Raw genomic sequence first — 13,514 nt, 5'->3', positions numbered from 1 at the left:
GACTGCCCGGCGGTCAGAACAGTTCGAGCTGCTGGCCCGGCGGCGGCGGGCGAAAGAGATCGCTACGCAGTTCGGCCGCTTCGTCAGCGAAGCCGAGCCGGCGTGCGGCCAGCGCAAAGCGCCCGGCGATCAGTTCCGCGAACGGGCCGCTGCCCGTCATCCGGCTGCCGAAGCGCGGATCGTTGTCGCGTCCGCCGCGCATCGCGCGCAGCGCGTTCAGCACGCGCTCCCGTTTGAGCGGCTGGTGCTCCTGCAACCAGGCGTCGACCAGGCCGCGAACTTCATGCGGCAGGCGCAGGACGATGAAGGCCGCCGTCGTCGCCCCCGCCGCGCGCGCCGCGGCGAGCACCGCCTCGAGCTCATGGTCGTTCAGAAAAGGGATCACCGGCGCCACCAGCACCCCCGTCGGCACACCGGCCGCCGCCAGCCGGCGGATCGTTTCGATGCGGCGAGCCGGTGCTGCGGCCCGCGGCTCGAGCCGGCGCGCCAGGGCGTGGTCGAGTTGCGGCACCGAGACGAGGACACGCGCCAGACCGAGCGCCGCGGCCGGCGCGATGAGGTCGAGATCGCGCTCGACCAGCGCACCCTTGGTGGTGATCGTAAACGGGTGTCGGCATTCGCTCAGCACCTCGAGCACGCCGCGCGTGATCCGCTGGGCGCGCTCCGCCGGCTGATAGGGATCGGTGTTCGCGCCTAGCGCAATTGGGCTGCAGCGGTAAGCGCGGGCGGCGAGTTCCGAACGCAGCAATTCCGCGGCGTTCGTCTTGGCAAAGATGCGCGTCTCGAAGTCGATTCCCGGCGACAGATTGAGGTAGGCGTGGCTGGGACGCGCATAGCAGTAGATGCAGCCGTGTTCGCAGCCCTGGTAGGGATTGATCGACTGCGTGAAGGGAACATCGGGCGAATCGTTGCGCATGATGATCGAACGCGCCGTCTGCGCGAAGACGACCGTCGGCAGCGACCGCGGCTCGGCGTCGGGCTCGCTCCAGCCGTCAGCGAAGGCTTCCTTGGCGCGCGTCTCGAAACGGCCTGCGGGGTTGCCGGTGGCGCCGCGGCCGCGCGGCGGGCCATCGCGCGTGCCTGCCGTCATTTGCCCGGCTCGCGTCCGAAACGATAGTTCCAGAGCAGGTCAAACCCGGTGTCGGTGCCGGCGCGACCGACCAGCGAGAAATTCCGGCTCAGGTCGACGGTCAGCTTGACGACGCTGCCGGCAGCGCTCAGCAACTGGTCGTAGCTGAGGACGACATTCGACGACAGCCGCTTGCCGACACTGACGATCTGGTCGGTGGTCGAGTCGGTCGTGCCGAAACCCGAGGTGCTGGCCACGCGACTGGTCTGCCAGCGACCCGACCCGTCGAGCGTGCCGGTGCGGATTCCGAACTCGTCGATACCGAGACTGCGTTGAATCTCCTTCAGCGGTCCGCCGTCCTGGCCGCCAAGCATCGTCTGGGCAGCGGCCATCAACACCGAAGCGTCCTTGCCGCCCTGTTGATCCGGCGCCTGCCCGAGGACCAGCCAGGAGAGTTTTTCGGCATCCGGCACGTCCGGATCGGAGACCAGGCGGACGATCGGCCGCCTCGCCGTACCGGTCACTTCGACTCCCGCCTCGACCGGCAGGTGGCGGCGAACCGCGCGGATGTTGAGCCCCGGGTTGTCGATCAGGCCCTGGAAGTTGAGAATGCCGCGTTCGATGTCGAGCTTCTGGCCATAGGCGTCGAAGCGACCGTCGCGGGTGCGGATCGTGCCGGTCGCCCGCGGTAGGCCCGCACCCTCCGAGCGCAGTTTGACCGCACCGACCAGACGGCTCTCGACGCCGGCGCCCCGGAAATGGAAGTGGCGACCGAGATCGGCGTTCAGGTTCACCGACAGCAAGCGCGCCGGTACCGAGGGTTTCGCCTGGCCGGTGCCTGGACGCTTGATCACCACGTCTTCGGACAATTCCGGCGTGCCGCTCTTGGCAAGCTCCCAATAGGCGGCGTCGATCCTGAAGCTACCGACGATGTCGAGTACGCGCTCGCCCACTTTCAGTTGTGTATCGCCGGACAGCAATATCCACTGATCGGGGCGCTGCATGATGCCGAGACGATCTGCCTTCAGGGTCAGGAAGCCATCGGTCTGTCCGGCGCGCAGCTCGCCGGTCGCCTCGACGCGCCCCGGCCGGCCGGTCAGGCTGCTGGCGTCGATCGCCGGGTCGAGCAGGAGCGTCCGCGGCATCGCCTGCAGATCGCTCTCGAAAACCAACTGTTTGAGAATCAGGCGCAGGTCGTCGCCGGCTTCGCCGCTCAACTGCACCAGCAGCTTGCCGCGCTCCAGGCGCAGTCCCTGATCGAGCGCGCGCACGGCGAGTTGTTCACCACGCCATTCCCCAGTGAGGCGGGGTTGCGCCGGCGTGCCGGCCACCGCCAGTTCGCCGGCCAGGCGACCGCCGAGTTGCCAGCCGTCGCCGACCAGCGGACCCGCCCAGGCGAGATCGGGAGCGTTCAGCTTGATTTGGCCGCGCCATGGCGCCTGGCGGTCGATCAAGGTATCGGCAGAACTGCTGGCCGAGAGCTCGCCATCGACCTCGCCAAGCCGCTTGCCGCGCAGCTTGAGCTGGCCTTCGCAACGGCCGGCGCCGACCTGCAGGCTCAGGACGCCTTCCTCGAGGCCGAGCGGCAGCGTGCCGATCACCAGATCGCCGCTCTCCCGCGACAGGCGCACCCGACCCGTCGGCAAGTTCGGGCGCGTGCTCGGCGCCGTGGCCGCCGGGCGCTTCCCAGCACCGCTGCCGCCGGTGCCCGAGCTGCCGGCGCCGCCGCCGATCTCCCAGTCGCCGCTGAGGCGAAGCGGATTGCCGTTGCCCTGCGCGGCGGTCGCCAAGGCGCCGAAGGATTCGGGAAACTCGGCCAGCGTCGCGGCCACCGGCAAGCCCTGCAGACTGCCGGCGGTCTGCCAGCGCTGCTGGGCGTAACTCAGCCGGTCGAGCCGCGCCGACCAGCCGGCGCCGGCGAACTGCGCCGGGCCCGCGCTGAAGCGGTCGCCAGCCACCTGCAGGGGCATCGCCGCGACCAGGCGCAGGAAGCTGGCATTCCGCTCGCGCAGCGACGCCAGCGTCAGCTCGCTCAGTGTTCCCGCCCAGGCCAGCCCGCCGCTCGCCGCCGAAAAGCCGCCCTCGAGCAGCAGGCGCAGATCGCGTTTGCCGGGCAGGCTCAGTTGCCCACGCAAGCGATGCTGGCTGCGCACGCCGTCCGCATCGAGCGCGATGTCGCGCAACACCCCTGGCCGCTCGGGCAGGTCCACGCCGGCCAGGCGGAGCTTGCCCGAGAGGGGACCTTGACTGCCGTCACCGACGCGCGCTTCGAGATCGAGCCCGCGCATCTGCCCGAGTCCGGGGACGGCCAGGTGCGCCGAGCGCAGTTCCGCAGCAAGCTCGGGCAGCTTGACGCTGCCGGCGAGAACGAGCTGTCCGTTGAGGTCGCCGGTGATCCCCAGGGGATCGAGCCGGGGAGCGGCAATCAACACCTTCAGCAGGTCGCCCGGCGCGCCGAAGGCGCCTTTCGCCGACAGCCGGTTACCGGCGGCAGTCAGTTCGACGTCCGCCTTGCGCAGCCGCTCGCCGGCCAGGTCGATCTCGCCGCTGCCGGTCAACGACTCCTTGCCGAGACGGCTGTCGCGAAGCTGGAAGCGCAGCCCCAGCGCGAGCCGCGGCCGACTGCTGCCCTGCGCCTCGAACTCCGCGTTGAGACGCGCGGCCGGCAGCCTGGCAAAGCGGCTCGGGTCGAAATCCCTGAGCGTCCCGCGCAGCGAGAAAGCGCCCGTGTCGAGCAGCGCGACCTTGCCGCTGGCGGCGAGCTGCGCGTCGCCGGCGACCAGCCGCAGGGTGTCGACGACAACCGCGGCCGGATCGATCAGCAGCTTGCCCTGGATCGCGAACTGCGGACCGCGCAGGTCGGCCTCCAGGCTCTGGCGATGCAGGCCGAGCGTGGCGCGCAGCGGGCCGGCCAGTTGCGTGCGGCGCAGGCCGCTATACAGGGCGCTCGCATCGAGCGCGGCCACCGCGACGCGCAGCGCCAGTTGGTCATCGCGCAGACTGCCGCTGCCCTGCAGACGGCCGCCACCGGAGAGGCGGACGTCGAGATCGGCCAAGCGCAGTTCACTCTCGCCGAGCGTCAGCCCGGCGGCCAGCGATTCGATCGGCAGAAGCTGCCGGTCGACGGCGCCCGGGCGACGGTTGACCACCGTCAGGCGCCCCGCCAGTTCGCCCGCCTTGCCCTGCGGGCGCAACTCGCCGCGCAGGTCGAGCTGCGCCCGCGGCGCGCCCTCGACCCAGGCGGCCGGGTCGATCCCCGAGAGTTTTGCCAGCACCTCGGCGATCGGCTGGACCGCCAAGGGGCGGATCCGCGCCTCAAGCTGGCCGGCAACGGCCTCGCCGGCGCCGGCAGTGAGGGCACGGAGCTTGCCGACCAGTGCGAACTCGTCGAGGCGACCGTCGGCCGTGAGATCGAAGGCGAGCGGCCGCTCGGCGACTTCACCCTCGATGCCGGCCCCGGCCGTCAGCGCAAAGGGCGGATCGGCGGCCAGCGTCGCCTCCGCACGGATCGCCAGACCGGCGACGCGGGCCCGCAACTCGACCAGGCGATGCCACGCGCCGTCACTCGCCGCCCGGCCGCTGAGCGACTCGGCGACGCTTACCGCCTTGCCCTGCGGATGCGCGTAGTCGGCAATTTCGATGCGCCCGAGAAACATCTGTTCGATCTCGACCGCCAGGGGCAGCCGCAAGCTTTCCGGCACCGCCACCGGCTCGCTGCTGGCGACGTTGGCGATGCGCAGATTGGCGGCGGCGAGGCGGCTGACGGTCAGGCGCCCGCGCAGCAGATCGACCGGCCGCCAGTCCACCTGCAGATCCTGTACCTGGATGTCCAGCGTATCGCTACGCCAGTGCGCCGACTGCAGCGAAAACGATCCGCTGAGCGCGCCGGCCGGTTCGTCGAGACTGAGCCGACCTTCCAGCAGCGCTTCGATCGACCGGCAGCTCGCGCGTAAGCCGCTCTCGCTGCCGAACAGCCAGCCGACCCCCGCCAGGGCCACCAGCACGGCGCCGAGAGCGGCAAAGCCCAGCCAGCGCCAGCGCCGGCGCGCCGGCGGCGCCACGACAGCCGCCTCGTCGCCCGTCGTCGTCGATTCCTGCACGTCGCGTTCGTCCCGATCGCCGTTCAAAATGGTATCGCCAGCGAGAAGTCGAGCCGCAGCGTGCCGTCACGCTGACCATAAGCAAGGTCGATGCCGAGCGGTCCGGCCGGGCTGCGCCAGCGCGCGCCGACCCCATAGCCGACCGCCAGATTCATCTGCTGCGGGTCATCGACGGCGTTTCCGGCATCGACGAAGACCGCGGCACCCCAGGTCGGATTGAGCCAGTGCGTGTATTCGCCGCTCATCGTCACCAGGTAACGGCCGCCGACGATCGCCGCGCCTTCCTTGACGCCCAGGCTCAAATACGGGTAGCCGCGCACCGAGTTGCTGCCGCCGGTACGAAAGAGGAAGTCCTGGGGAATGCCGTTCGACGACGAGGCCAGCGTCGCTCCCAGCTCGCCGCGAAAAAGCAGGGCATCGGTGGTGCTGAGCGGAATCCCCTGGCTGTAACGCAGATAGGTGCGGACGAAGTTCTGATCGGAAAGCAACTGCTTGCTGGCACCGCCCAACTGCAACTGCAGCGAGACGCCCTCGGCGAGATCGAGCGGGTCTTTCGCATGGCGCCAGGTCCAGCCGACCATGGCCGTCAGCGCGCGGTTGGTCGTCGACGGCGCCCCCTGCGGTGATTGTTCTTCCCGCTGCCAGTTGAGGCCCAGACGCTGCTCGATGCTGCCGCGCCGCTGCACACGCGTCGCCCCGACGCCGACACGCTTGATGCCGAGCTTCTCGATGTCCGAGTTCTCGACCGCCGCACCGACGCCATCGCGGCGCTGCCGGTCGTCCGGCGGGAAGAAAACATCGGCGTACGCCGTCTGGCGCAGTTCCTCGAGACGCACCCCGGTCTGCAGTTCCCAGGCACGGCTCAGAAAGTCGCTGTTGCGATAGCTCGCTTCGACGCGCGCGCCGGTGTTGGTACTGTAGCCAGCACCGAGAGACACCTGGTACGGCGCGCGCTCGCGCAGCTGGACGCGCACCGGCGCCGTTACCCACCCGTCCTCACCGACCAAGGGGGCGCTACCGTCGGTATCGCCGCGCTCGATCGTGACGCTCGCCGACGAGAAATAGGGCGTGCTCTGGAGGGCCGCCTGAAAGGCCAGCAAGTGCTCTTCGCGATAGTTGTCGCCAAGCTTGACGGTCCGGTTCAAGCGCTCGACCAGATCCGGCGAATAGCGCGCGAGACCGCTGATGGCCAGCTCGCCGAAGCGGTAGCGCGGACCGGTCGTCGCCTCGACGTGCAGATCGACCCGGCGGGCCTCGGGATCGACGTCGGCGCGGGTTTCCTGCAGGCGCGCCGCGGCGAAGTCGACGGCCAGCAGGTCGGCGAGCAGCCCCTGCTTCGCATCGTCCCACGCCGCCTGCCGGAAAGGCTGGCCGGTCTTCAGCTTCCAGCCCTGTACCAGCGACTGCCGGCGAACCGCGTCGATGTCGCCGACAATCTCGATCTCGACACTGCCGATCAGCGAACGCGGGCCGGGATCGACCTCGAGCAGCAGTTCCTCGCCACGCTGTCGGAGGACGACGAGCGGCGAAAAGTAGCCCTCGGTCGCCAGCAGACTCGCCACCTCACGCTGCATCCGCCGCTCGAACGCCGCCTGTGCCGTCGCATCGGCAACCTCGCCAAGTTCGAGGTAGCGCTCCAGCAGTTCGTCCACCTCGTCCGGCGCCACCAGTTGTGGCACGGCGGCGAAAGCAGGCAGGGCGAGCAGCAACGCCGCAATGGCAAGAGGTTTGTGCATGGGTCTGTCAGGTGCCGGCATGGCCAGCGGCAAGTCCTGGGCTTGAAGGTTCCGTCAGCGTGCCGAGACGACTCGCCACGCCGTCCGAATAGCCCGCAGCGGCAACCGCCGGCCGCATAGGATAAACCTTTTGCACCCACTATCGACAAGATCGACGCTGGCACCAGCCGCCGCACCGCACCCCGAGCCGCGTAGCCCGGATGGAGCGAACGCGAAATCCGGGGCCACCCCAGCCCGCTCGCCCCGCCGAAAGCCCCGCAACCCCGCACCCCCACCGCACCACCGACCGCGCCCAACCGCCCCGAAAGCCCGGCACCCCGTAGCCCCGTAGCCCGGATGCAGCGCACGCGAAATCCGGGGCCACACCACAAGCCACCCCGCCTCGCCAAAAGACCCCGCAACCCCGCACCGCCACCGCACCACCCACCGCGCCCAACCGCCCCGAAAGCCCGGCACCCCGTAGCCCGGATGAAGCGCACGCGAAATCCGGGGCCACACCCCGCCCGCCGACCCCGCCCTGTCTCGCCTTGCCACCCCTTTCCCTACTCCACCGCACGCAACCACCACATCCGAATCGGCCAGCGAGCCGCCGCGCCCGACCCGCCGCGCCACCGCATGCAGATGTCCCCAGCAGCCGTACCAGGCCGATCGATGCTTCTACCCCAGCATGTCGAGCGGACTGCGAACGCCGTGCCCACCGCGCTTGAGCACGTGCGTGTAGATCATCGTCGTGCTCACATCGGAATGACCCACCAGCAGCTCCTGCACGGTGCGGATGTCGTAGCCGGTTTCCAGGAGGGATGTGGCGAACGAATGGCGCAGAGTGTGCGGGGTAGCCGGCTTGCTGACTCCCGCAACGCGCAGCGCCTGGTGCATTGCACGCTGAATACTCTGCGCCTCCACGTGGTGTCGCCGCACCGCCCCGGAACGCGGATCGACCGGTCGCCTGGCGGCAACGAAGACGTACTGCCATGCCCATTCACGCGCCGCGTTCGGATATTTCCTCTCCAGAGCCCATGGCAGGTAGACGTCCCCAAAGCCCGCAGACAGATCAGCCGCATGCAGCGCCTTCACGCGTGCCAGATGCTCCCCCAGCGGCGCCATCAGCTTCTCGGGCAGCATCGTCACCCGGTCTTTGAACCCCTTTCCCTCGCGCACCAGGATTTCGCGGCGAGCAAAGTCCACATCCTTAACGCGCAGGCGCAGGCACTCCATGATGCGCATCCCCGTACCGTAAAGCAGCCGGAGGATCAGGCCCGTGGTTCCCTCGATCGGCCCGAGCAGGCGCTGCACTTCTTCGGGCGTCAGCACCACGGGCAGACGCTTGCCGGACTTCGCCGACTCGACATCATCCAGCCAAGGGAGATCAGTCCTCAGCACCTCCTTGTAGAGAAAGAGCAGAGCGCTTTTTGCCTGATTCTGCGTGGATGCGGAAACCCGCCCTTCGACGGCGAGATGGGTGAGAAACGTCTCGACCTCCCGTGCCCCCATTTCCTGAGGGTGGCGCTTGCCATGGAAAAGGATGAAACGTCGTACCCAGCCCCTGTAAGCCTGCTCCGTCCGTATGCTATAGTGCTTGAGGCGTATGCTTTCGGAGAGTTGGTCAAGGAGCCTCTTGGGAGGCCGGACAACGCCGTTGGCATTGACGCAATTGTCGGAATTTTTAGTGAACGTGCCCATGCCCTACCTCCTTGTTTCCGTTGGAAGTTCATCGCTATATGTACATGCATACAGTATACTGACGCAAAACTCTGCGTCAAGTAGGTTTGCTACATCACGTTAGGCTCCCTCACACTCCATTATTCGGAGAACCGTGTCCATGGATCTTGAGGAACGCGTCGTACGGTTGGAGTCCGAGGTAAAGCAGATTCATGAGCGTTACCTCGTCGCAAATGCTGAGCTCCGTCGGCTGGGAATTGAAAACGGGTCTAAAGGAGTAAAGGGGGGCTTCTTCCTCTTCGCCTTCGTGTTCTCCGTCAATGCCGCTTATGCATATGCTACGGGTGGAAAGGACATCTTTTCCGCATGGCACCTCATTGGCCTTGGAGCGCTACTTTGCTTAGCACTTGTTGCGTACTTTGGATTCATCTTCAGGTACACAGTGAGCGCCGAATTCGCCAAAGACAAGCTATCTTTCGGTACTGGTGGGCATCCGTCGGATAAGCCGGGTGCCTAACAATTTATTCGAGCCGACGCCCGCATGCTTCGCTTGCGGGTTCCCTTCGCAGCGTCGCTGCTACGGCGCGGCTCAATTCAAACGTTAGGAGCCTTTGGTTTGACCACTATCAGGAAGGAAGATATGTCAGAAGTTGAACAACTATACGCACGAATTCGCGAGAAAATTGAGCACGAAGATGATCTCGTGAATCAACGGCAGATGTGGATGATTACCTTCAATGGCCTTCTCTTTACAGCCTACGGATTTTCGTTGGGCGCGAGCGGCTCATCCATTTCCGGACTCGCTTCAGATCCAACTAATCAACGACTGCTTGAATCATTCAATTCATTGCAAACCACTATCGAGGCATTACGTCTTGCTTTGGCTGGAGTGGGAACACTATCAGCTATTTTTGGCTTGCTTGGTGTCATTGCCGCATTCAAGGCCATCCGTGATGACGAGTACGTATTTGCAGAGTTTGTTAAACAGACGCTCAAAGCTGGGAAGTACGTGCCCGTATTGCCATCATTAATCGGTAGGCGCTGGAATAATGTCTTCGGCATGCTATCCGGTATGTTTTTTCCATTGCTTGTTGCGGGCGCATGGATTTGGACGGTACAGATAGTGCCTAAACCAGAGTGGTTTCTGATAGGTGGAATTGTCGGCACATTAATTCTTGGTTTGCTGGTTTGGGTTCTCTTACCGCGGAACTTGGGGGATGACTCCTAACACTACGTTCCAAGGGACGCCCTCCAGCAAGCTTCGCTTGCTTCCGGGCGCCCCTGAACTACGACGTTAGGGCTCGCGCAAGTGTCGCTTGAGCGCTTTCAAACTTGGTTTCGTTTCGGGCATTGGCTGAATACCCCGCAGGGCATTGCTTTGTTATTGAGCATCCCAGTGTGCTGGTCAGTGGCAGCATTGCGCTTTGCAGCGCCGGATGTAGCAGAGGTTCGTGCTTTCTCTTCGCCTACATGGCTTTACGTTTTTTCCCCGTTTCTTGCTTTTGTGGCATTTGTCAGAGTTAGCGCGCCATCGCTTGGCTCTTCATGGCCGGCAACGTTTTCTGTGTGTGTAATGTCGGGGTTTCCGTTTTATGTTTCCTACATCAGGCCCTAATCGGGTAAGGGCCGGCGTCTAACCGGCCCTCCCCACACCACCCGGCATGCGGGTCCGCACCGGGCGGTTCATCAACAGGGCGCACACGACGTTGTTAAGCGTAACCGTGAGCCTTCATCCAAAGATTCCGGATACTCACCAGACCTTGTGCTCTCAACCAATCGTTCGTCATCCCGACTTGCGTGGCCTTTGACCGAGACAAATGCCAGTAGCTCTTGCTGCTGACGCCCGTCAAGATCGCCGTCCGCCGGTCGACCCCCAGCGCCAGAAGGTGGCTGATCTTCGTGCGACACAAACGCCACTGTTTCCAGTAGCACATGCGCACACGTCGGCGTAGCCATTCATCCAGTTCGGGAATCGGTCGGTAATACTCCGAGATGCCAAAGTAGCCCATCCAGCCGCGCAGGTACTGCCCGAGTTTCTCGAACCGATGTGGCATCGAGACTCCCCAGCTTCGCCCCGTCAGTTCCCGGAGGCGGTGCTTGAAGTCGGCGAAGGCGGCATCCGACCAGCGCAGTTTGTTCTTCCTGAAGGTGAAGCCCAGAAAAACGCACTGCTCGATCTTTGCCACCTGGCTCTTCTTCTCGTTGACCGGCAGTTTGAGTTGCCGGCCGAGGTAGGCGGTGAGACTGGCCTTGACGCGCTGGCCGGCCCGTTCGCTCTTGACCAGAACCATGAGGTCGTCGGCGTACCGCGCAAAGCGGTGGCCTCGCCCTTCCAGAGTCCGATCCAGATCGTCAAGCAGGATGTTGGCCAGCAGCGGCGAGAGGGGTCCGCCTTGCGGCGTTCCCAACTCGCTGGGTTGAAGCGTGGAACCAATCATGACACCCGCCCGCAGGTAGCGGCCGATGAGGGCCAGCAACCGCTTGTCGCTCACCTTTCTGGCCACTCGGGCCATCAGGATGTCGTGATCGACGTTGTCGAAAAATTTCGCCAAGTCGAGATCAACGGCGATGCGATAGCCGGCCTTGAGGTCGGCTCTGACCTGCTTGAGTGCGCCGTGGGCGGAGCGTCGGGGCCGAAACCCGTAGCTCGATTCGGAGAATTCCGGATCGAAGATCGGTGTCATGATTTGAGCGATGGCTTGCTGGACGACCCGATCAACAACGGTCGGGATGCCCAGCGCGCGTTCGCCACCATTGGGCTTCGGGATAATCACCCGTCGCACCGCTTGTGGCTGATAGCGACCCTCGCTCAGGGTCTGGCGGATGGCCGGCCAGTGCTCACAAGCATACGCCGGGAAGTCCTCAATGCGCAGTCCGTCGATTCCCGGTGCGCCGCGATTGGATTTCACTCGACGCCACGCCTGTTTCAGGTTGGCCGGTGAGAGTACGGCTTCCATCAAGTCCTTCCCCATACAACCTTCCTTCGGGGCGTCGTGCAAGGCTGGCTGGGCAAGATCACGCCGATCCCCGGCTCCCCCGGTCGGGTTCATTGTCGGGTTCGAGTGACTCACGGCTCCTCCTTGTCTGTTCATGTTCGGCCCTTCGCGTTACCTTTCGGTGTCGCTACTATGGCCTCTGCTGACTCCTGATCAGTCACGCTGGCGATTGCTCGCCGTCGCGCTATGGCCTTCGCTTCGCTCGCTGCCTGTTCGCTCGTCTGCGGCCGGCAGCCTCCCGCAACGCCCGGATCATTCTGTTAAGCAGCGATCCCCACTGCTTTTGCGAAACGTCGGCAATCGCTTGCCGATCAGGTCTCCCCAGGTAAGAACGCGATGTTTCCGTGCACAAGCGCTGCATTTACCTTGTCCGCCGTATCCGGTGGGCTTCGTCATGGGGTGCCAACTCGCCCGCAGACCAGGCCTTCTATGCAGTTTCTGTCCGTCGCCTCGCACTTTTGCGCTCCGGCTTCCTCCAGACAAGTCCTCACGACCTTGCCCTTGCCTTCGGCTAGTGGTTATCATGGCTTCATCATGAAGTCACGTCGGTACTCCCACAGGGGACTTCCACCCCATCACATCGCGCCCATGCTGGGCGCACACCCGGCGCTCAACCTCGCTCCTTTCAGTCGCTGGACGCTGCGCGATAAAACCGCGCAGCGCCGGTTAGCTCTACGTTGGGCGTCACCAAACACTCATGAGGGAATCTATGCGTGATCGCAATTATCTCTTTAACAATGCTGATTGGCATTCTGTAGATCAGCACCAGCGAAAAGAACTCGCGAAAGAGATCGATACCATCAACGGCGACAGGTTGCTCAACAGCTCCGTTGACGATCTATGTGATTACTTTGAGAAAAAGTACAGAATCGAAGTGCCAATCTTGAGGCCTGATAACATCGTCGCAGATCAACGCGAAACCAAGATTGATGTAAGCGGCGACAGGGGCAGGTATTTCAGCAATCCAGGTCAGCCGTTCTACGTGAATGGCACAACAGTAGAAATTTCAGTGCCGTTCGAAGGAGATTCAGAAGCATTCAAAATTCAGCCGACCAGCTTCACGATGAGTCCGCCTCGTGCCGAGGTCAAGAACAACAACCTCATCATAAAAATTGAGGGAACCGATTTGTCGGCAGAGCAAGTTCGAGCTGAGGTAAATAGAACGATTTCGGAAATCGAAGGGTATTTGGTTACCTTGCGCTCAAACGCGCAAGGTTTGAATTCTCAGGTTCGCTCAATTGCTCGCGGGGCAATTGAGCAGAGACGCACCAAGTTGCTAAAGGATCGAAATCTTCTTGGCGATCTTGGTTTTAAGATCAAAGAACGGGAGGGTGAGTCACGCACTTTTGCTGCTCCAGAGGTGCGGCGAAAACTAGCCCCGTCGCTCCCCCCAGCAAGTGCGACCCCATTTAAGCCGGAGCCGACTTTGGCAAGTGCGGACTATGACCATATCCTGAGCGTTATTCAAAATATGGTTCACGTAATGGAAAGAAGCCCTTCAGCATTCACATCGATGGACGAAGAGTCAATTCGATCGCACTTCCTTGTGCAGTTGAATGGGCACTATGAAGGCCAAGCAACGGGTGAAACATTCAACTATCAAGGCAAGACCGACATCCTTATTCGTTCAGACGGGAAGAATATTTTCATCGCTGAGTGCAAGTTTTGGTCTGGGCCTAAAAAGCTACTTGAGACCATAGATCAACTGCTCGGCTACAGTTCATGGCGGGACACTAAAGTCGCCGTCATTGTCTTTAATCGCAACAAGGATTTCACAAAAGTATTGGAGTCCATACGGGAAACAAGCAAAGGACACAGCAATTTCAAACGCCAAATTGCATTCGCTTCGGAAACTATGTTCCGGTATGTGTTTGCTCACCGGGATGACCCAAATCGGGAACTTTTGCTTACCGTTATGGCATTCGATGTTCCTGCTTAGCATTGAGGCGATGCC

Annotated in this window: 8 protein-coding genes; 3 read left to right on the top strand and 5 right to left on the bottom strand. The window is 63.6% G+C overall.

Annotated features, from left to right (window positions below):
• Positions 1 to 13: 13 nt before the first annotated feature.
• From CAP2UW1_RS09075 to CAP2UW1_RS09060, 4 genes are all read right to left on the bottom strand, one after another.
• Positions 14 to 1,090, bottom strand: a complete 1,077-nt coding sequence (locus CAP2UW1_RS09075) for a PA0069 family radical SAM protein (RefSeq protein WP_015766327.1) — start codon at positions 1,088 to 1,090, stop codon at positions 14 to 16.
• Positions 1,087 to 5,196, bottom strand: coding sequence for a translocation/assembly module TamB domain-containing protein (locus CAP2UW1_RS09070; protein ID WP_015766326.1), 4,110 nt, complete (start codon positions 5,194 to 5,196; stop codon positions 1,087 to 1,089). The genes CAP2UW1_RS09075 and CAP2UW1_RS09070 overlap by 4 nt, the downstream gene beginning before the upstream one ends.
• On the bottom strand, positions 5,193 to 6,905 hold the full coding sequence (locus tag CAP2UW1_RS09065) for an autotransporter assembly complex protein TamA (RefSeq protein ID WP_015766325.1): 1,713 nt from the start codon (positions 6,903 to 6,905) through the stop codon (positions 5,193 to 5,195). The genes CAP2UW1_RS09070 and CAP2UW1_RS09065 overlap by 4 nt, the downstream gene beginning before the upstream one ends.
• A 657-nt stretch (positions 6,906 to 7,562) precedes the next feature.
• Entirely contained in the window at positions 7,563 to 8,585 is a 1,023-nt protein-coding gene (locus CAP2UW1_RS09060; RefSeq protein WP_015766324.1) for an integron integrase, read from the bottom strand.
• A gap of 139 nt (positions 8,586 to 8,724) precedes the next feature.
• Here CAP2UW1_RS09060 and CAP2UW1_RS09055 point away from each other — a divergent pair, with 139 nt between their 5' ends.
• Positions 8,725 to 9,081 (top strand): hypothetical protein, encoded by a 357-nt coding sequence (locus CAP2UW1_RS09055; protein ID WP_015766323.1) that lies wholly within the window; start codon positions 8,725 to 8,727, stop codon positions 9,079 to 9,081.
• Positions 9,082 to 9,204: 123 nt separating this feature from the next.
• The gene (locus CAP2UW1_RS09050; RefSeq protein WP_041567791.1) at positions 9,205 to 9,792 is read left to right on the top strand and encodes a hypothetical protein; all 588 of its coding nucleotides are present in this window, start codon (positions 9,205 to 9,207) and stop codon (positions 9,790 to 9,792) included.
• A 481-nt stretch (positions 9,793 to 10,273) separates the two neighbouring features.
• Here CAP2UW1_RS09050 and ltrA read toward each other — a convergent pair whose 3' ends face one another.
• On the bottom strand, positions 10,274 to 11,614 hold the full coding sequence (gene ltrA, locus CAP2UW1_RS09045; RefSeq protein ID WP_412566870.1) for a group II intron reverse transcriptase/maturase: 1,341 nt from the start codon (positions 11,612 to 11,614) through the stop codon (positions 10,274 to 10,276).
• Positions 11,615 to 12,269: 655 nt separating this feature from the next.
• On the opposite strand from ltrA, the gene CAP2UW1_RS09040 reads away from it, so the two are divergent.
• Positions 12,270 to 13,499, top strand: a complete 1,230-nt coding sequence (locus tag CAP2UW1_RS09040) for a hypothetical protein (protein WP_015766320.1) — start codon at positions 12,270 to 12,272, stop codon at positions 13,497 to 13,499.
• The last annotated feature ends 15 nt before the right edge of the window (positions 13,500 to 13,514 follow it).

The organism is Candidatus Accumulibacter phosphatis, from assembly GCF_000024165.1.
GTDB classification, from domain to species: Bacteria; Pseudomonadota; Gammaproteobacteria; order Burkholderiales; family Rhodocyclaceae; genus Accumulibacter; species Accumulibacter phosphatis.
This window is presented reverse-complemented; position numbering and strand designations above follow the sequence as displayed.

Excerpts from the sequence above, each read along its gene's own strand:
- CAP2UW1_RS09075 (WP_015766327.1), bottom strand. The coding sequence starts at position 1,090 with ATGACGGCAGGCACGCGCGATGGCCCGCCGCGCGGCCGCGGCGCCACC.
- CAP2UW1_RS09065 (WP_015766325.1), bottom strand. The coding sequence starts at position 6,905 with ATGCACAAACCTCTTGCCATTGCGGCGTTGCTGCTCGCCCTGCCTGCT.
- CAP2UW1_RS09060 (WP_015766324.1), bottom strand. The coding sequence starts at position 8,585 with ATGGGCACGTTCACTAAAAATTCCGACAATTGCGTCAATGCCAACGGC.
- CAP2UW1_RS09055 (WP_015766323.1), top strand. The coding sequence starts at position 8,725 with ATGGATCTTGAGGAACGCGTCGTACGGTTGGAGTCCGAGGTAAAGCAG.
- CAP2UW1_RS09050 (WP_041567791.1), top strand. The coding sequence starts at position 9,205 with ATGTCAGAAGTTGAACAACTATACGCACGAATTCGCGAGAAAATTGAG.
- ltrA (WP_412566870.1), bottom strand. The coding sequence starts at position 11,614 with ATGAACCCGACCGGGGGAGCCGGGGATCGGCGTGATCTTGCCCAGCCA.
- CAP2UW1_RS09040 (WP_015766320.1), top strand. The coding sequence starts at position 12,270 with ATGCGTGATCGCAATTATCTCTTTAACAATGCTGATTGGCATTCTGTA.